Source organism: Halolamina salina (assembly GCF_054653455.1).
In genome coordinates, this window is sequence record NZ_BAAIGE010000002.1 from 1,191,559 (window position 1) to 1,209,916 (window position 18,358).

An 18,358-nucleotide genomic window follows, 5' to 3' on the forward strand; every position below is an offset into this window, starting at 1 on the left:
CGGACCGTTCCGCGTCGTCGTACTCGACGAAAACACTTCTCGCCGAGTCTTCTCAGTCGGTCACTGCATCGCCGACTCGCTCGGCGACAGTCGGCGCGGCAGTTGCGAGGAGGTTCGCGGCGGCGTACTCCGCGTACAGGGAGCGCCCCGGTTCGGGGACGGCGCCCGACCGAACGAGTTCGTCGGCGTTCTGTATCCGGCTATGGACGATCTGTGCCAGCCGTCGCGCCAGCAGCGCGGGCGAGCTATCGAGGAGCGTCCGGAGGCCGTCGACGGCGGCGGTGCGTTCGGCGGCGATCGGGTCGATCGACTCGGGGACGCCGTACTCGCCGTCGGCGACCGCCGCCTCCGCGTCCGCGAGCGCGCCGTCGGCCGCGAGGGCACGCATCACGGCGGTGATCGCGCCGGCGGGGCGCCCGCCGTCGCGGCGATCGACGGCGTTCCGTGCGCCGGTCCACCGGCTCCGAGTCAGCTCCTCGAGGAGCGTCTCGCCCGCCGTGTCAGCGATGTCGCGGTCGATCTCGCTCCCCACCGCGTCCCAGTCGGGCGGCGTCGCGTGCGGTTCGACCTCCTCGACGAGCGTCGCCGCGACGGTTTCGAAACGCGCCCCGTAATCGCGAGGGTCGTCGAACGTCGAGACGTAGTGCTCGTGCAGGTGGCGAGCGTCCGCCGCGTAGGCCCGCCCCCACTCGACGCCCTGTGCGAGTTCGGCGACGCGGAGGACGGTGTTCTCGTACTCGTGGCGTTCGTTCGCTCGAGTGAGGCGGACGCCAGTGTGGCCCCAGTCAGTGATCTCGGCGTGCTCGGCGAGTGCGGCGACGGGGTCGTCAGCCGGCCCAGCGTGGCGGTAGTCGTCGAGGAACGCCGTCGCATCTTGGTGGTGGCGTTCGCGGCGTTCGGTCACGTCGGCCGCGGTGAGTTCGCCGTCGAACGCGGCGAGGCCGGCGTGGACGAACATCGCCTCCGAGCGGGGGTGCGTGAGCCCGGCGAGTGCGTCGGCGCGGGTCTCTCCGTCGCGATCCTGTGAGAGCGCGCCCCGTGCGGCGTCGCGTTCGGCGGCGAGTTCGTGCCGGACGGCGGCGTTGGGAACCGCCGAGACGTCTGCCCCGTCGAGCAGCGACCGGACGCGTTCGCGGGCGGCCGCGAGGTGTTCCTCGGTCGGCTGGACGGGGATCGTGGCGGTGACCCGCGGGAGATCGCCCGGGAGCGCCCGGATCGCGGACCTGTCGTACTCGACGGTCGACTCCGACGAACCCGTGCCGCTACAGCCAGCGAGTCCGGAAGCGAGCGCGGTCCCGACGACCGCGAGCGCCGAGCGGCGGGTGAGCCGGCTCACGACGAATCACTCCCGTTGTACCGGTCCGGGATCGGGTCACAGCTCCCGCCGCTGCCCGCTGAGAGCCCGTCGTACCCGTCAGCGGGGAACGGGAGTCGGACGAGTGCGGCCGTGTGGTCGGACGCCTCGCGCTCGCAGGCGGTGTGGGCGTCGCGGATCACCCGACAGAACTGGATGTTCGGGTCGCCGTCGTCGCCGCGGGTGACGTAGTTGAGTTTCAGCCGGTAGCACTCGCCGATGCGGGTCTGGAAGACGAACACCGACTCGCTGTCGTAGTCCGTCTCCGCGAGGAGCCGGCGGGCTGCGGCGACGTTCGTCGCGTCCTCGGCGAACTCGAACGCCTCGGCGCCGTCCTCGCTCTCGACGGTGTGGAGGGTGATCGGCTCGGCCGTCGATCCGTCGTCGGTGTTCCCCCCGGCGTCCTCCCGGGGGGCGACGATCGGCGGGCGATCGCCCGTCGATCGCGTCGTCGCAGTCACGTGATCGGTGACGATCGTGCCGTCCTCGGGCGGGGAGCTGTGGCTCTCGGAGCCGCTACAGCCGGCCAGCGCCGCGGCGACGCCGACGGCGCCCGTGAGGAAACTCCGTCTCGCGGTCTTGGAGGCTGTCGTTTCGCTGGGGACCATCCCGCGTCGACGATGTGGGCAGACCGCCAAGAAGGCGGTGGTCGGCGTGGAACCCTACGACTCGTCGGCCACCGTCACGCCGAAGTCGGCCGGCTCCGCGCTCGCGACGGTCGGGAGCGTACGCAGTCGCGGGCGGACGAGCACGTACGCGGCGGTGAAGCCGAACCCGGCGGCGGCGAGCGCCATCGCCGTCCCGTGGCCGATCGCGTCGCCGAGTGCGCCGCCGAGCAGCGAGCCGAGCGGCAGCGTCGCGCCGGAGGCGGTCCCCTTGATCGCGGACACCCGGCCCAGCCGGTCGGCCGGAAACAGCCGTTGGTTCAGCGTCGCCGTGAGGACGCCGCTCGCGCCGGCCGGGATCCACGCGAGTGCGAACAGGCCGACGGTGAGCAGCGTCGAGGGGACGAGCACCGACGCGAGCCACGCGCAGGCGCCCAGCCCGTTGCCGAGGATCAGGAATCGGCCGTAGCGGACGCCCTCGAACCGCGGGCCGACGACCGATCCGAGCAGCCGGCCTGTCCCGAGCGCGCCGAGCAGGAGGCCGTACACCGCGGGGCCGCCGACGGCATCGCCGAACGCCGGCAGCACCGCGAGGGTGACGCCCGTCGCGAAGTTCGCGACCGCCGTGGTGAGCACGAGTTCGACGAACGCCGTGCCGCGGAGAATCTCGACGCCCTCGCGCATGTCGTCGACGTAGGACCGGACCGCCGCGGCGACCGAGCCGTCGGCGTCGTCGGGCGAGACCCGCGGGATCCCGATCCGGGCGAACAGGAGTGCCGCGAGCGCGAACGTGACCGCGTCGGCGAGGAACAGCGCGGTCGGGCCGACGAGCGCGATCAGCCCACCGCCGACGGCGTCGAACAGCATGTCCAGCCCGAGCGTCACCGTCGCGAGCGCGGAGTTGGCCTGCGGCAGCCGGTCGTCGGCGACGATCCGCGGGACCAGCGTCGCCTCGATCGGTCCCATCACCAGCGTCGCGAGCATCAGGATCGGCACGACGGCGAGCAGGAGGTCGACGTCGAGCCGGCCTGCGGCGGCCGCCAGCGGGAAGACGAGGACGACGACCCCCTGCACGATCTGGGAGCCGACGAGCAGCGGCTTCACCGGGAAGCGATCGACGATCGGGCCGGCGACCGCCTGCAGCAGCCACGGCAGCAGCAGGACGGCGTTCGCGACGCCGACCAGCGTCGTCGAGCCGGAGAGCTCGAAGACGAGCCATAGCACCGCGACGGTGTAGAGGCTGTCCCCGGCGTTCGTGACGAACTGCCCGGCGACGAACCGCCGGAAGTCGCGGTTGGCCCGCAGCGGGTGGTCCCGCCCGATGTCGGGCAGGATCATCGGCGATCACCCCCGTGGGGACCGCGCAGACTGCGTGGAGCGTTCGGTTCGCGTCCCGGCGGACGGGAGCGATGCGACTGACGGTCGGCGAGCGGTTCGGCGTCGTGTGAGCCCGGGCGGTGTGCCGCGGGCTCGGTGGCGTTCGGCATCTGGCGTGTTCGATCGAAGGAGTGCGGCTACCGGCGTGGTAGCGAAGCGAACCCGAGTGCTGCAGCTATCGGGCCCGCCGCGCGGCCGGCGGCGAGGTCGGATCGAACACCGGACGAACCGAGAGCCGGCGGTACATCGACGCCTCTGTCGGGGGCGTCGACGACGTGGGTAAAAGAGGTAGCGGTTCACGATCGTTCTCGGAGATTCAGTCCGAGCGACAGAAACGGTGACTGCTCGCGGCGCGTGCTCCCATCAGTTCTCGCCGGTCTCGAGCTCGTACTCCCAGTCCTGATAGCCGCCGGCCATGCTCCGGACCTCGTCGTCGGCCTCGATGCCCTCGAAGGAGTCGATCAGCCGGGCGGCCTGCACCGACGACTGGCCGATCGGACAGGCGACGATCACGTCGTCGCCCCACTCCACGTCGTCGACGCGGGCGGGAAGCTCCGACATCGGGATGTTGATCGCGCCCGGGATGTGCCCCTGCTCGAACGCCGCGGGCGGGCGGATGTCGATCACCTGCACGCCGTCCTCGCCGAGCTTCTCGTTGACCTCCTCGGGGGTGATTTCGTCGACCATTACGCTTTCCTGAGGAAGATGCGGTTGAGCCCGTCGCCACTGCGCCAGACCTGCGCCTCCGTCTGGTCATCGACGGACTTGGGCACGTTCTCGGTGCTCGGGACGTGATCGGTCTCTTGGACGAGCAGCTCACCCCCCTCGAGGCTCTGGATCGCCTTCTTGGCCTCGATCTGCGGGTACGGACACACCTCGCCTGTCATGTCCTGCACCGTCGCCGCCTCCGACAGGAGCGATTCCGCGGTCTCGTCGTCGAGCTCTTCGGGGGAGTCGACGACGGCCTCCCAGTCTGCGTGACTCATGATCGAAACCACGACACAGCGGGATATACCGGTTTCGCCGCCCGCAGTCCTCTCCCTTACCTCGGAGCGGCACCATCGGGCGTCGATCCCGGGACCGGGTGGCGGAACGGACGGCGGGCCACGCGCCGTGAGGTAACGTAACTGACATCGCTTGCGTCAGAGCCTTCACCGCTCCGTCGCCTACTCCACGTATGGCCGAGACCACCGTCGACGAGTCCACTATCGGCGAGACGCCGCTGGTGGAGCTCGCTGTCGACGTGCCGGCGACCGTCTACGGCAAAGCCGAGTGGTTCAATCTTTACACCGCCGACTACGGCGGGGGATCGGTGAAGTCCCGCATCGCCCGCGAGATGCTCGACGGCGCCGAGGCACGCGGCGACCTCGACGGCGACCGCACCGTCATCGAGCCCTCCAGCGGCAACACCGGCAGCGAGCTCGCCCGCGTCGCGACCGCGCGGGGGTACGACGTGGAGATCGTCGTCCCCGACGACGCCAGCAGCGGGAAGGTCGACGCCATCCGGGACGCCGACGCGGAGATCCACTTCGTCGACGCCGATCTGGGCTACGACGCGGTGATCGAACGCTGCGAAGAACTGATCGACGAGCACCCGGAGCGGTACTACCGCCCGAACCAGTACGAGAACCCCGACAACCCCGGCGCCCACGAGCGGACGACCGCGCCCGAGATCGACGAGGCGACCGACGGCGAGGTGACCCACTTCGTCGCCGGCGTCGGCACCGGCGGCACCGTCACCGGCACCGGCCGCGGGCTCCACGACTGCGGCGACGTGGAAGTGGTCGGCTTCGAGCCCGCGAACCCGCTGCACGCGATTGACGGGCTGAAGTACCTCCGTTCGGGCGACCAGTACCACCCCGAGACGTACGACGAGTCGGTGCTCGACGACAAGCTGTACGTCGACACCGAGGCAGCCTACGAGCGCGCCCGCGAGCTCCGTGATCGGTTCCAAGACCGCGAAATTCCGATCCGAGACACGGGCCAGCACGACGAGGAAACCGTCCGCGAGCACCTGCGCGTCGACGGCCAGTTCGTCGTCGGCACCTCAAGCGGTGCGGGCGTGCAGGCGGTCCACCAACTCCACGAGGAGGAAGGACTCGACGCCGAGGACGTGGTGGTGATCCCGCTCTGCGATCGCGGTGACAAGTACGCCGACATCCCGCTCTGGGAAGAGTACCTCGACGGCGACGACTGACGCGGAAAACGGGTCCGTTCTACCGGCCGCCGCTGGCGGGGGGATCACGCGCACGCGGTTCGACGGAGAGTGCGTCGCCAGTGGCGCCGGGGTTTTCTTCCCGCCCGCGGAAACGCGACCGTGATCGAGTTCGCACGCGAGGCGTACGACGACGTCGTCTACGCCGGCTACGACGGTGCTCCCGAGGAGGTCTGTGGCGTCCTCGCCGGCGAGTACGGCGAGGATGAGAGCACCGTCGTCGAGGCCTACCCGACGGAGAACGTCGCCGACACGCCCGAGATCCGGTACTACATCGACCCCGAGGAACAGCTCGAAGTCATCGAGGCGATCGAAGAGGCCGGGCTGGAGGTCGTCGGGTTCTACCACACCCACCCCGCCGGGCCGACCGAGCCCAGCGAGACCGACGCCGATCGGGCGGCGTGGTCGGGCTACTCCTACGCGATCTGTGCGTTCGACGGCTACCCGTACCTCGGGTCGTGGCGGTGGGAGGGCGACGATGCGGGGTTCGAGCAGGAAGTGGTTCGCGTGGTCGATCGCTGAAGAAGAGTCGAGGGGGTCGATCCCAGGATCCGCGTCAGTCGGCGGAGCCGTCTCTCAGGCCATACGGGCGACGCGTGGGTCGCCCGCAGACGACGGGAGCGAGGAGGCTTCTGGTGATGGTCGAGCGTTTGCAAGGGCGCTCCGAGCCCCGCAGCAAAAGGTCGAACTTAGAGGTTCTCGAACGCCTCGTCCACGAGTTCGCCGGTGTCGGCGACGATGTCGGCCATCTCCTCGTCGTCCGGCGCCATGCCGAGCAGTCGCGCGATGCGCATGATCGAGACGTGGTAGACGCGCTGTTTTCCGGGTTCCTCCTCCCAGACGACGACGTTACACGGCATCAGCGCGCCGAGTTCGTTGTCGGTGGCGTCGAGCGCGCGGTCGGCCATCTCGGGGTTGCAGGCGCCGAGCACGTAGTAGGGGTCGCGGCCGGCGTCGATCTTCTCGTTGAGCATCGCCGAGGGCGAGAACTCCACCGGGATCCCGAACCCGGCGTCGGTGAATACCTCGCGGACGTGTTCGACCGCCTCGTCGTGGTCCATCTCGAGTGTCGTCTGCGCTTCGCCGATGTCGTCGGGGTCGATCTGGCTCGGATCGATAGGGAGCGTCATTCGTGTACAGTATTGTGCCGTCAGTACAAAACCCTTCGGGCTGGCGCGTTCACTCCCGTTCGAGGCAGAGCGAGGAGCGGACGACCGCCGTTTACAGCCCCTCACCCATCTTCGACCAGATATCCGCGAGCCGGTCGTCGGCGTCCCGGGCGGGTCGCTCGACCGTGACGGAGAACTCGTCGTCCTCGCCGAGGGCGATGGTCACGTCGTCGAAGTCGCGCTCGTACCGCGTGGTCCGGCCCCCGCCGGGGTTGATCGTCTCGCGTTCCCGGACGAGCGAGGCGTCGGTGAGGAGTTCGAGCTTCCGGTACAGCGTCGACCTGGGGATCCCACAGCTGTCGGCCAGCTCGGTCGCGGTCGTGGGCTCGGCCGTCTCACGCAGGATCGTCCGGCAGTCGCCGTCGTCCAGCGCCTCGAGGACTGCCTCCAGCGACGACACGTCCTCTGGAGCCAGGCGAACCATCACCAGAAATCGGGGACTGTGCCGGAAATGCTGCCCGGTCCCGGCACGACAAGGAGAGCTAATCGACACGGCGCGAACGGCGAGAAACGCGGAACGGCGACGGGGCGTCAGCCCGAGAACTCGTCGTAGCTCACCGACCCCTGATCGACGATCGTCCCGCTCTCGGGGACGTCGCCGTCCGGCGGCATGCTCCCCTCGGCGGGGCCGCCCGCCTCGCCGACGACGACGCGGCCGACCATGCCGAGGCTCTTGTGCGGGAGACAGAAGTAGTCGTACGTCCCGGTCGTCTCGAACGTGTGCTCGAACGTCGCGCCCTGCTCGCTGAGAATCCCGCTGTCGAACGCCGTCGCCCCCTCCGGGATGCGTTCGGCGGCGTCGTTCGACTCGGCGTACGCCGTCGCGGAGTGGTTCCCGCTGGCGTTCTCGAACGTGACGGTCGTGCCGGCCTCGACGAACAGCCCGATCGGGTCGAAGTAGTAGCTCCCGTCGTCGCTGGTGACCATCTCGACGGTCGTGGTGCCGCCGCCCGACCCGCCCCCACTCGACGTGTCCGTCCCGTCGCCCGAGGGCGTGTCCGTCTCGTCCGACGGCGCGCTACAGCCGGCGAGCCCGGTCAGTCCTGCGGTCGCGGCGAACCCAGCAGCCTTCAGTACCTGTCGGCGATCCATACCCCGGATTGGTGCTCCACCGAAAGGCGACTTCGGCGGAATCCCAGACGCTGGGAAACCGCGGTCGATTGACCCCCATCGCGGTACGACACTGAAGCCGGTTCGTTCCGGTCCAGCCCCGAGGTGACCGACGGCGCGGCGTCGTAGCTCCCGACGGCCCACCAGCGCGTATTTCCCGTGGGCCGCGTTACGGTGCCGTATGGCTGGAGATAGACTCACCGTCTCCCTCGACGAGCAGTCGCGGGAGGCCCTCGACGAACTCGTCGAACTGACCGGGGAGGGTCAGAGCGAGACGGTCCGGCGCGCGATCATCTTCTACGCGGCGAACTTCCAGGTGGCGAACTCCGAGACCGACGTGGATCTGGAGCAGTACCACAGGATGCTCTCCGGCGGCGAGCACGTCCTGCTGGACATCGATTTCCTCCACGGGCTGCTCGACAACGTCGAACTGGAGAACGGCGAGCCAAGCCCGGAGTTCCAGGAGGTGATCGACCGGGTCGCCGAGTTCCACGCCGACGAGTACCGGACCCGGTTCAGCAGCCTCGCGGACATCCTCGACTGGCTCTCCTTCTGCGGGTTCCTGACCGCCCGGAAGGCCGACGACGGCACCTACCACGTCGTCTTCCCGACCGAGAAGGTGAAGTGGTTCATGACCCGCTTCATCCAGCGGAGCACCGAGAAGCTCGACTTCGAGGTCGAGGTCTCGGAAGGTGTCTCAAAAGTCCTTATCTCCGAGGTGTAAGTTCACACGGCTGCATACGCCGTACGTGGACCTCTTAATCACCCTTTTCCGGGCCGGATCATTGGTAGAGAGTATCAATGACGAACGGTACACGAGCCGACCGTCTGTCGCCGGCCGACGCCAACGGACGACCCGGTAGCCGGCGGGAGGCAGGATCGTGACGGCGGCCGTCGGCGTCGACGTGGGCGGCACGTTCACCGACGTGGTGCTCGTCGCGGACGGCACGCTCACGACGACGAAAGTGCCGTCGACGGCCGACCAGAGCGAGGGCGTCGTCCGCGGGATCGAGCAGGCCTGCGAACAGGCCGGGATCGACCCCTCGGAGATCACCGAGTTCTCCCACGCGATGACGGTGTCGACCAACGCCCTCCTCGAGGGCGACGGCGCCGAGACCGCGCTGGTGACGACCGAGGGGTTCCGCGACGTACTCGAAATCGGCCGGCAGACCCGGCCGGACCTCTACGACCTCGACGCGGAGAAACCCACGCCGCTGGTGCAGCGCCGGAACCGGTTCGAAATCCCGGAGCGGACGACGACCGACGGCGTCCGGACGAGGCCCGATCCCGAGGCCATCGACGACCTGATCGAGCGGCTCCGAAAGCGGGAGGTCGAGAGCGTCGTCGTCTCGTTCCTGCACGCCTACGTCGACCCGAGCAACGAGCAGGCGGTCGCCGAACGGCTCCGGGAAGAACTCGACGCCTCGGTGTCGGCGTCCCACGAGGTGCTCAACGAGTTCCGCGAGTACGAGCGCACGTCGACGGCGGCCGTCGACGCCTACGTCACGCCGGCGATCGACTCCTACATCGGCCGACTGGAGGAGCGCGCGGCCGACCTCGGCCTGCCCCAGCCGCGGATCATGCAGTCCAACGGCGGGATCGCCGAGGCGAGCGAGATCCGGCGCCACGCCGTCCAGACGGTGCTCTCCGGCCCCGCGGCGGGCGTCGTCGGCGCCAGCAGCACCGCCTCGACCGGTGAGGAGAACGACTTCGAGGGGTTCGTCACGTTCGACATGGGCGGCACGTCGAGCGACGTGAGCCTCGTCCGCGACGGCAGCGTCGAGCGCACCACCGACAACGAGATCGACGGCTACCCGATCCGGGTGCCGATGGTCGACGTGACGACCGTCGGCGCCGGCGGCGGGAGCATCGCGTGGGTCGACGCCGGCGGCGCGCTGCGCGTCGGTCCCCGATCCGCCGGCTCGGAGCCAGGTCCCGCCTGCTACGGCCGCGGCGGAACCGAGCCGACGGTGACCGACGCGAACCTCGTGCTCGGCTACATCAGCGAGGAGACACAGCTCGGCGGCGAGCTCGGACTGGACGTGGACGCCGCCGTCGCCGCGCTCGAGCGGCTGGCCGACGAGGCCGGGCTGGGCTCGGCGCGCGAGGCCGCGGAGGGGGTGTTCCGCATCGCGAACGCCAACATGACGCGGGCGATCCGCTCGGTGACAGTCGAGCGGGGCCACGACCCCCGGGAGTTCGGCCTCGTCGCGTTCGGCGGCGCGGGGCCGATGCACGCCGCCGCGCTCGCGGGCGAACTGGACATCGGCACCGTCGTCGTTCCCCACGTCGGCGGCGTGCTGTCGGCGTACGGGCTGCTCGACGCCGACGAGACGTACGACGCCGTCCGCACCTACCAGACGCCGCTATCCGAGACGACGGGAACGGAGCTCGAAGCAGTGTACGAACAGCTCGTCGGAGAACTACCCGTCGACGAGGCCGACGGCAACGTGACCGTCCGGCGGTCCGCGGACCTCCGCTACCGCGGGCAGAGCTTCGAGCTCGAAGTCGACGCCGGCTCCCCGGTCGATCCCGACGCGCTCCGGAGCGCGTTCGAGGCGACACACGAACGCGTGTACGGCTACGCGGCCGAGGAGCCAGTCGAGGTGGTGAACCTCCGGGTCGCCGCCGCGGTCCCCCGGAGCGTCCCCGAGACGGCGCTGCCCGAGGACACGTTCGAGAAGCTCGGCGAGCACACGGCGGTGTTCGGCGGCGAGGAGTACACGACGCCAGTCTACCGCCGGCCGACGACGCCGGGTACCACGTTCGGCGGGCCGGCCGTGCTCGAACAGGACGAGAGCACGACCGTCGTCCCGCCGGCGTGGGAGGCGACCGTCCGGGAGAACGGCTCGCTCGTGCTGACGGAGGTGGAGCGATGAGCGGCGCCGAGCCGCGGACCGAGGGGATCGACTCGGTCACGCTCGAGGTGTTCCGGAACGAACTGGAGAGCGTCGCCGAGGAGATGGGGCAGGTGCTGATCCGCAGCGCCTACTCGCCCAACATCAAGGAGCGACAGGACTGCTCGACCGCGCTGTTCGACGCCGGCGGCCGGATGGTCGCACAGGCCGAACACATCCCGGTCCATCTCGGCGCGATGCCGGACGCCGTCGCCGCCGTGATGGCAGAGAACCCCGAGCCGGGCGACGCGTACATCCTGAACGACCCCTTCGAGGGCGGCACCCACCTACCGGACGTGACGATCGTCTCGACGATCGCGCCGGCGGGCGAGATCGTCGGCTACGCCGTCACCCGCGCCCACCACGCCGACGTGGGTGGGATGACCCCCGGCAGCATGCCCGCGGGCGCCACCGACATCTACCAAGAGGGGATGCGCCTGCCCGGCGTGGCGCTGCGCTCGGGCGGCGAGCTAAACGAGGACCTGATGGCGGTGATCCTCGCGAACGTGCGTAACCGGACCGAGCGCCGGGCCGACCTGCGCGCCCAGCTCGCGGCCCACGACCGCGCCGAGGACCGCCTCGCGGAGCTCATCGAGGAGCACGGCCGCGGCCGAGTCGAGCGGGCGTTCGACGCCATCATCGACTACTCCCGTGCTCGGATGCGCGACGAGCTCGCGGCGTTCCCCGACGGCACCTACGACGCGAGCGACGTGCTCGAGGGCGACGGCGTGACCGACGCGGACATCCCGATCGAGGTGTCGATCACCGTCGACGGCGCGACCGTCGACGTGGACTTCGCGGGCAGCGCCGAGCAGTGCGCCGGCAACATGAACGCGCCGCTGTCGGTCGCAAAGAGCGCGGTGTACTTCGTCGTCCGGAGCATCACCGACCCCGAGATTCCGCCGAACCACGGGAGCTACGCCGACATCGACGTGGCCGCGCCCGAGGGGACCGTCGTGAACCCGAACCCGCCGGCGGCGGTCGTCGGCGGCAACGTCGAGACCAGCCAGCGGCTCACCGACGTGGTGTTCGCCGCCTTCGCCGAGGCCGTGCCCGAGCGCGTGCCGGCTGGCTCGCAGGGGACGATGAACAACCTCATCATCGGCAACCGCGACCGCGACGGCTTCACCTACTACGAGACGATCGCCGGCGGGTTCGGCGCCCGCCCCGACAAGGACGGGATGGACGGCGTGCAGGTCGGGATGACCAACACGCTGAACACGCCGATCGAGGCGCTGGAGGCGGAGTACCCCTTCACCGTCGAGGAGTACGCGTTCCGCGAGGACAGCGGCGGCGACGGCGAGTACCGCGGCGGGCTGGGCCTCACGCGGTCGCTCACCGTCGAAACCGACGCCGTCGTCTCGCTGCTGACCGAGCGCCGGCGCCACCGTCCGCAGGGCGCGGCGGGCGGCGAGCCGGGCGCGCTGGGCGAGAACCTCGTCGACGGCGAGCCGCTGGCCGCGAAGACTACCCGGGAGATCGAGGCGGGCACCACCGTCACGGTCCGGACGCCCGGCGGCGGCGGGTACGGCGACCCGGACGATCGGGCCGAAGCCGACCGCGAGGCCGACCGACTGGACGGGAAAGTGACCGACGACACGGAGGAGCGATGACCGACACACACAGACTGGAAGAACTCCCTTGGCCGGCAGTCGAACAGTACTTGACCGAGCGCGAGTCGCCGACGGTGATCGTCCCCATCGGCTCGACCGAGCAGCACGGGCCGCATCTCCCGCTGGCGGTCGACGCGTTTCAGGCGCGGGACCTCGCCGAGGAGATCGCGGTCGCGGCCGACGTGCTGACGGCGCCGCTGATTCCCTACGGCGACGCGAACCACCACCTCGGCTTCCCGGGGACGATCTCGCTGTCGACGGAGACGGTGGTGTCCGTGCTGACGGACGTGTACGCCAGCCTCGCCGGCCACGGCTTCGAGAACGTCGTGACCGTCAACGGCCACCGGATCGCGAACCTCCCGGCGATCGAGACTGCGATGCAGAAGAGCGCGGCACAGCACCCCGACACGTCGTTCGCGGCGATCGACCCGCTCCGACTCGGCATCTCGGTCCACGAGCGGCTCCGGGACGGCGACCCCGAGGACGGGATGCACGGCGGCGAGTTCGAGACCTCGTTCATGCTCGCGCGCTACCCCGAACTCGTCGACGAGGACGCCTTCGAGAAGGAGACCGCCGACCCCGGCCCGTACGGGACGCTGAACCTCGTCGGCAACGACGATCGGGTACTGACCCCGAGCACCGCCCACTCCCCCGAGGAAGGCGACCTCGGTCACGTCGGCGATCCGACGCTCGCGAGCGCCGGGAAGGGCGACGCGCTCTGGGCGGAGTTGGTGGCCAGCGCCGCCGACTACATCGAGGCCATCGAGGGGGGCGAGGCATGAGCGAGTCGACCGTCCACGACGACGTGGCGATCCCGCTCGCTGACGGCACCGTCCGCGCGACCCGACACGAGCCGGCGGCCGACGGCCCGCAGCCGGTCGTGCTCGTCTACACGCCGTACCACAAGGACGACCTCTCGGACACGCGCTCGGACCCCATGGTGGACTACCTCGTCGATGCGGGCTACGAGGTCGTCGTCGCCGACGCCGTCGGGACGGGGGCGTCCGATGGCCTCGTCGAGCAGCCGTTCACCGCCGACGAGGGGCGCCACGGCGCCGCCGTCGTCGAGTGGCTGGCCGAGCAGGAGTGGTCGAACGGCCGGGTCGGTCTCGTCGGGAAGTCCTACCCCGGCACCACGTCGCTGGAGATCGCCGCACGGGACCCCGACGGGCTGGCGGCGATCGTCCCGATCCACGCGCCCGCAAGGATCTACGACGCCTACTTCGACGGCGGCGCGCTGGCGTTCCTGCGCACCTGCGGCCAGTGGGCGCCGAACTTCGAGTACCTCCCGCTCCAGCCGCCCGCGAACCGCGATACTGACGGCTGGGCCGAGCGCTGGACCGACCGCCTCGACGGGCTGACTGATCGCGAGCCGTTCCTGTTCCAGTACCTCGACCACCTCGAGAAGGACGACTGCTGGGCCGAGAAGGACGTTCCGGTCGGAGAGATCTCGGTCCCCACGCTCGCGGTCGGCGGCTACCGCGACGCCTTCGGCGGCGGGACGCTCGACTACGCGGACCGCATCGACGCGCCGACGGAAGTGATCCTCGGCCCGTGGCGCCACGCGATGCCCGAGCAGGGGGAGACTGCCCGGATCGACTTCCTCGGCGAGATGGAGGCGTGGTTCGACCACCACCTCCGCGACGGGGGCGATCGGGATTCCCGCCCCGAAATCCGCTACTGGACCGAGCGGCCTACCGACGAGGACCGACTCGCCGGCGAATGGCGGGCCCGCGAAGCGTGGCCGACGGCTGACGACGCTGTGGCGTTCGATCTCGGCCCGGACGGGCTTTCGACTGACGGCTCGTCGGCGGCTACCACCGACCGCTGGGAGGCGGATTACAGCGTCGGGGCTGCCTCGATCGGCTTCGAGATCCCGGGCGGGACGGATCTGGACACGACGCCCGACGACGACCGGTCGATCACCTACGAGACTGGCCCGCTCGACGACGCGTTCGAGTTGACTGGCAGCGGCGAGGTGAGTCTGGAGATCGTTCCGGACGGTCCGGCTCAGCTCCTCGCGGTCCGGGTCGTCGACGTGGCGCCGGACGGGACGGGACGGCTCGTCACCCACGGCGTGACCCGCGCGGAGCTCGACGGCGAGATCGACCCGCCGGGGGAGCCGGGCGCGGCCGTCGAGCCGCTGACGCCCGGGGAGCCACACAGCGTCGACGTGTCGCTGCGGCCGACCTCCCACGTGTTCGAGCCGGAGCACACGCTCCGGGTCGCCGTCAGCGGCGCGTTCTTCCCCTACGTCTCGCCGCCGGACGGCAGCGCCGGCTTCGAACTCCGGACGGGGGGTGCGGCGTGTCACCTTCCCGGCCAGTTCCACGACGGCAGCCCGACGTTCGACGACGGCTACGCGTTCGACCCGCCGCAGGACGCGTACGGCGAGCCGACGGCGCCGGACTGGGCGACGACCGTCTCACACACGGACGACACGGTGACGGTATCGCTGGCGCAGTCCTACTCGAAGTCGCTCTCGGGGGCGACGTTCGACTACGAGACCGCGACGACGGCGAGCGTCCAGCGCGGGACGCTCGGGACGGAGACCGTGGATCGGCGGACGACGACGACGCTCTCGTTCCCGACCGAGTCGATCCAGACCGAAGTCAACAGCTCGGTGACGCGGTCGTTCGCAACGATGCAGTACGCCCTCGACCGCGACGGCGAGGCGATCTACCGCGAGCGGAAACGGACCGCGGTCGATCGCTGATCCTTCGAGGAACGGGCGTTCTTCGCGGTGCTCGGCGTTCGAGCGCGACGATTCGCGGCGTTGGCTACTACACGAGTACGGCGGAGTGTTCGTGGCCGACGCACGGAGGCGCCGGCAGGAACTGCGCCGTATTGGTTACGACACGATTACGGCAGAGTGTTCGTCGCCGGCGTACGGAGGCGCCGGCAGGAACTGCGCCGTATTGGTTACGACACGATTACGGCGGAGTGTTCGTGGCCGAGACACGGAGGTCTCGGCAGGAACCGCGCCGTATCGGTTACTCCGACGGCGTCTGCTTCGGTTCGACCTCGTGGCACTCGGTCATGCGGATCGCCTCGTCCTCGGAGGGTACCTCGCGCCACTCGGGGTCGGCCTCGCGGCAGTGCTCGGTCGCGATCGGGCAGCGCGGGTGGAACCGACAGCCGCTCGGCAGGTCGACCGGCTCGGGCACCTCCGAGCCGATCCCCGAACTCCCGAGCGGTTCCCGGGGGTCCGGGGAGGGGATGCTGTCGATCAGCGCCTTCGAGTAGGGGTGTTTCGGGTCGTCGACGATCCCGTCGGCGGCGCCCATCTCGACGAGCCGGCCGAGGTACATCACGCCGATGCGGTCGCTCAGGTAGCGCGCCGCGCCGATGTCGTGCGTGATGATGAAAAAGGAGATGTTGCGCTCCTCGCGGAGTTCGTCGATCAGGTCGAGCACGCGGGCGCGAACGCTCGCGTCGAGCATGCTCGAGGGCTCGTCGGCCACGATGAACTCCGGATCGAGGACCAGCGCCCGCGCGAACAGCACGCGCTGGAGCTGGCCGCCGCTGAGCTCCTCCGGGTACCGGTCGAGGAAGTCCGCTGCGGGCAGGAGGTTCACGTCCTCCAGCGCGCGGTGGATGCGGTCGTGCTGCTCCTCGTCGTCCGTGATCCCGTGGATCTCCATCGGCTGGCGCAACAGCCCCCGGACCGTCCGCTTGGGGTTGAGCGCCTCGAAGGGGTCCTGATAGACGATCTGGAGGTGCTGGCGCATCTCCTGCATCTCGCTATCCGACAGCGACGCGAGGTCGGTCCCCTTGAACCGGATCTCGCCGGCGGTCGGCTCGATCACCCGGAGCAGGGTCTTCCCGAGCGTGGTCTTCCCGCAGCCGGACTCGCCGACGACGGAGAAGATCTCCCCCTCCTCGATGGAGAGGTTCACGCCGTCGACGGCGCGGACCCGCTTCTCGTCGGCGAAGAACGACTCCAGCCACCCCGTGCTCTTCACGTAGTGCTTCTCGAGGTTCCGGATCTCGAGGATCGGTTCCTCACTCGTCGCCGTCGCGGTGGGGGTGGGTTCCGAACTCATAGCTCCGACACCTCCTCGTGGTGGAAGCAGGCGGTCTCGTGGGCCTCCCCCACCGACTCGAGCGGCGGCTCGCCGTCCCGGCACTCCTGAGTGGCAAGCGCACACCGCTCGGCGAACCGACAGCCGGTCGGCGGGTCCCGGAGGTCCGGCGGCGTCCCTTCGATCGTCTCGACCTGCTCGGGCGGCCGCCGCGGGTCGATCAGGCTCCGGAGGAGCAAGGCGGTGTAGGGGTGTTTCGGTGCGTCGTACAGCGTCTCGGCGGGCGCGCTCTCGACGATCTTCCCGCCGTACATCACGCCGATGCGGTCCGAGAGCTTCATGATGGCCGCGAGGTTGTGCGAGATGACGAGCATCCCGAAGTTCAGGTCCTCCTGCAGCCGCTGGAGCATGTTGAGCACCTCCGCCTGCACGATCACGTCGAGCGCGGTCGTCGGCTCGTCGGCGATCAGCAGGTCCGGCTCGCAGGCGATCGCCATCGCGATGGCGGCGCGCTGTTTCATTCCGCCGGAGAGCTCGTGGGGGTACTGCTCGGCCACGTCGGGCTGGAGGTTCACCTTCTCCAGTAGTTCGCGGACGCGCCCCTCCCGTTCCTCCTCCGGGACGATGTCGTGGACCCGGAGCGGCTCCCGGATCTGCGCGCCGACGGTCTTGACGGGGTTGAACGCGTTCTGGGCGCCCTGATAGATCATCGAGATGTCGGCCCACTGCACGTCCTTCACCTCGGACTTGGGAATTTGGCCGATCTCGCGCCCCTCGAACCGGATCTCGCCCTCGACGATGTCACCCTGCGGCGGGAGCGCCCGGATGAGGCTCAGCCCGAGCGTCGACTTCCCGCAGCCGGACTCGCCGACCAGCCCGTACGTCTCCCCGCGGGCGATTTCGAAGTCGACGCCGTCGACGGCCCGGACGGGCACGTCGGTCTCGTCCTCGCTGTAGTACGTCGAGAGGTCCCGAACCGACAGCAGCGTCTCCGCGGCGTCGGTCGGTCGTTCCTGCGTCTGCGTGCTCATGTCCTGTGTGCGTGATCGGTCGCTCGTCCCTTGCTGTCGGTCCATCAGTCGTCACCCCACGTCCGCCGCTGGAGGCGGGGGTTGAGCACCTCGTCGAGCGCGCTGCCGACGAGGATGAAGCTGAACGCCGCGAGCACGATGCCGAACCCGGGGAGGATCATCCACCACCAGGCGCCGCTGCTCAGTGCGGCCTGCTTCTGGGCGAAGTACAGCATCGTTCCCCAGGAGATGCGGGCGGTGTCGCCCAGTCCGAGGAAGCCGACCGCGGCCTCCATCAGGATGGTGTACACCATCTGGAGGATGCCGTTCGCGAACACGACCGGCAGGATGTTCGGGAGCACCTCCTGTCGCATGATGCGGAAGTCGGAGGCGCCCAGCGCCTCGGTCGACTCCACGAAGTCGTTCTCGCGGACGCTCAGCGTCTTCGCCTTGATCGTCCGGGCGGGGATCGGCCACGAGAGCAGCGACAGGATCAGGATGATGTTCCAGACGCTGCTGCCCGCGTAGGCCGCGAACACGACGACCAGCACGAACGGCGGGAACACGAGGCTCATGTCGATCGCCGTCGTGATCCACCGGCCGACGCGGCCGCGGTAGTAGCCCGCCGGGACGCCGATCAGCGTCGCCGCCAGCGTGGCGACGACGCCGCTCGTGACGCCGACCAGCAGCGAGATCCGGCCGCCGTAGAGGAACCGGGAGAGCACGTCCCGGCCCAAGTCGTCGGTGCCGAACAGGTGTTCGACCGACGGGGGTGCGAGCGCCTTGCCGACCCCGTAGGCCTCCGGATCGTACGGCGCGATCAGCGGGGCCGCGACGCTGATGAAGACGATCGTCCCCAACAGCAGCGTTCCCAACAGCCCCTTGCGGTTGGTCAGGAACGCCCGCAGGAACCGCCGGAAGCGCTCGAACAGCCGGCTCGAACTCCCGTCGGTCGTCTCCTCGGTCGTGCTCATCTGTTCACC

General features: G+C 69.8%; 18 protein-coding genes. 7 read left to right on the forward strand and 11 right to left on the reverse strand.

Translation table 11 applies throughout. From position 1 onward, the window contains the following. Positions 1-52 precede the first annotated feature (52 nt). The 5 genes from ACYQZ5_RS06600 to ACYQZ5_RS06620 all read right to left on the reverse strand — a co-directional run bounded on the left by ACYQZ5_RS06600 (position 53) and on the right by ACYQZ5_RS06620 (position 4,322). Positions 53-1,336, reverse strand: coding sequence for a hypothetical protein (locus ACYQZ5_RS06600; RefSeq protein ID WP_379818409.1), 1,284 nt, complete (start codon positions 1,334-1,336; stop codon positions 53-55). Next, entirely contained in the window at positions 1,333-1,962 is a 630-nt protein-coding gene (locus tag ACYQZ5_RS06605) for a hypothetical protein (protein WP_379733055.1), read from the reverse strand. The genes ACYQZ5_RS06600 and ACYQZ5_RS06605 overlap by 4 nt, the downstream gene beginning before the upstream one ends. 54 nt (positions 1,963-2,016) lie before the next feature. Then, a complete protein-coding gene (locus ACYQZ5_RS06610; RefSeq protein ID WP_459845558.1) occupies positions 2,017-3,297 on the reverse strand; it encodes an MFS transporter in 1,281 nt (426 codons plus the stop codon). 402 nt (positions 3,298-3,699) lie between these two features. Next, positions 3,700-4,023, reverse strand: a complete 324-nt coding sequence (locus ACYQZ5_RS06615; protein ID WP_379731449.1) for a rhodanese-like domain-containing protein — start codon at positions 4,021-4,023, stop codon at positions 3,700-3,702. Next, a complete protein-coding gene (locus ACYQZ5_RS06620; RefSeq protein ID WP_379731448.1) occupies positions 4,023-4,322 on the reverse strand; it encodes a sulfurtransferase TusA family protein in 300 nt (99 codons plus the stop codon). The genes ACYQZ5_RS06615 and ACYQZ5_RS06620 overlap by 1 nt, the downstream gene beginning before the upstream one ends. Before the next feature lie 191 nt (positions 4,323-4,513). Between ACYQZ5_RS06620 and ACYQZ5_RS06625 the strand changes: the two genes are divergently transcribed. Continuing rightward, on the forward strand, positions 4,514-5,533 hold the full coding sequence (locus tag ACYQZ5_RS06625) for a PLP-dependent cysteine synthase family protein (RefSeq protein WP_379731447.1): 1,020 nt from the start codon (positions 4,514-4,516) through the stop codon (positions 5,531-5,533). 120 nt (positions 5,534-5,653) lie between these two features. Then, a complete protein-coding gene (locus ACYQZ5_RS06630) occupies positions 5,654-6,073 on the forward strand; it encodes a desampylase (protein WP_379731446.1) in 420 nt (139 codons plus the stop codon). Positions 6,074-6,240: 167 nt separating this feature from the next. Here ACYQZ5_RS06630 and ACYQZ5_RS06635 read toward each other — a convergent pair whose 3' ends face one another. From ACYQZ5_RS06635 to ACYQZ5_RS06645, 3 genes are all read right to left on the reverse strand, one after another. Next, positions 6,241-6,681, reverse strand: coding sequence for a DUF302 domain-containing protein (locus ACYQZ5_RS06635; RefSeq protein ID WP_379731445.1), 441 nt, complete (start codon positions 6,679-6,681; stop codon positions 6,241-6,243). A 91-nt stretch (positions 6,682-6,772) separates the two neighbouring features. Continuing rightward, positions 6,773-7,144 (reverse strand): helix-turn-helix domain-containing protein, encoded by a 372-nt coding sequence (locus tag ACYQZ5_RS06640; RefSeq protein WP_379731444.1) that lies wholly within the window; start codon positions 7,142-7,144, stop codon positions 6,773-6,775. Between the two features lie 107 nt (positions 7,145-7,251). After that, entirely contained in the window at positions 7,252-7,812 is a 561-nt protein-coding gene (locus ACYQZ5_RS06645) for a plastocyanin/azurin family copper-binding protein (RefSeq protein WP_379731443.1), read from the reverse strand. A gap of 199 nt (positions 7,813-8,011) precedes the next feature. Here ACYQZ5_RS06645 and ACYQZ5_RS06650 point away from each other — a divergent pair, with 199 nt between their 5' ends. The 5 genes from ACYQZ5_RS06650 (at position 8,012) to ACYQZ5_RS06670 (ending at position 15,056) form a co-directional block, all read left to right on the forward strand. Further along, positions 8,012-8,554: a ribbon-helix-helix protein, CopG family gene (locus ACYQZ5_RS06650; RefSeq protein ID WP_379731442.1), complete on the forward strand. Its 543-nt coding sequence runs from the start codon at positions 8,012-8,014 to the stop codon at positions 8,552-8,554. A gap of 157 nt (positions 8,555-8,711) precedes the next feature. Continuing rightward, positions 8,712-10,709 (forward strand): hydantoinase/oxoprolinase family protein, encoded by a 1,998-nt coding sequence (locus ACYQZ5_RS06655; protein ID WP_459845563.1) that lies wholly within the window; start codon positions 8,712-8,714, stop codon positions 10,707-10,709. After that, positions 10,706-12,340 (forward strand): hydantoinase B/oxoprolinase family protein, encoded by a 1,635-nt coding sequence (locus ACYQZ5_RS06660; protein WP_459845565.1) that lies wholly within the window; start codon positions 10,706-10,708, stop codon positions 12,338-12,340. Before ACYQZ5_RS06655 ends, ACYQZ5_RS06660 begins: the two co-directional genes overlap by 4 nt. Then, entirely contained in the window at positions 12,337-13,122 is a 786-nt protein-coding gene (locus ACYQZ5_RS06665; protein ID WP_379732519.1) for a creatininase family protein, read from the forward strand. Before ACYQZ5_RS06660 ends, ACYQZ5_RS06665 begins: the two co-directional genes overlap by 4 nt. Beyond that, the gene (locus ACYQZ5_RS06670) at positions 13,119-15,056 is read left to right on the forward strand and encodes a CocE/NonD family hydrolase (protein ID WP_379818493.1); all 1,938 of its coding nucleotides are present in this window, start codon (positions 13,119-13,121) and stop codon (positions 15,054-15,056) included. Before ACYQZ5_RS06665 ends, ACYQZ5_RS06670 begins: the two co-directional genes overlap by 4 nt. A 277-nt stretch (positions 15,057-15,333) precedes the next feature. Here the strand turns inward: ACYQZ5_RS06670 and ACYQZ5_RS06675 are convergent, their stop codons facing one another. Genes ACYQZ5_RS06675 through ACYQZ5_RS06685 form a run of 3 tightly spaced genes read right to left on the reverse strand, consistent with a single transcriptional unit; the run spans position 15,334 to position 18,349 of the window. Continuing rightward, positions 15,334-16,386 carry an ABC transporter ATP-binding protein gene (locus ACYQZ5_RS06675; protein ID WP_379730745.1) on the reverse strand — a complete coding sequence of 351 codons (1,053 nt, stop codon included), beginning with the start codon at positions 16,384-16,386 and terminating at the stop codon, positions 15,334-15,336. Next, entirely contained in the window at positions 16,383-17,441 is a 1,059-nt protein-coding gene (locus ACYQZ5_RS06680) for an ABC transporter ATP-binding protein (protein WP_379730747.1), read from the reverse strand. Before ACYQZ5_RS06680 ends, ACYQZ5_RS06675 begins: the two co-directional genes overlap by 4 nt. Further along, positions 17,441-18,349, reverse strand: a complete 909-nt coding sequence (locus ACYQZ5_RS06685) for an ABC transporter permease (RefSeq protein WP_379730748.1) — start codon at positions 18,347-18,349, stop codon at positions 17,441-17,443. Before ACYQZ5_RS06685 ends, ACYQZ5_RS06680 begins: the two co-directional genes overlap by 1 nt. Positions 18,350-18,358 lie beyond the last annotated feature (9 nt).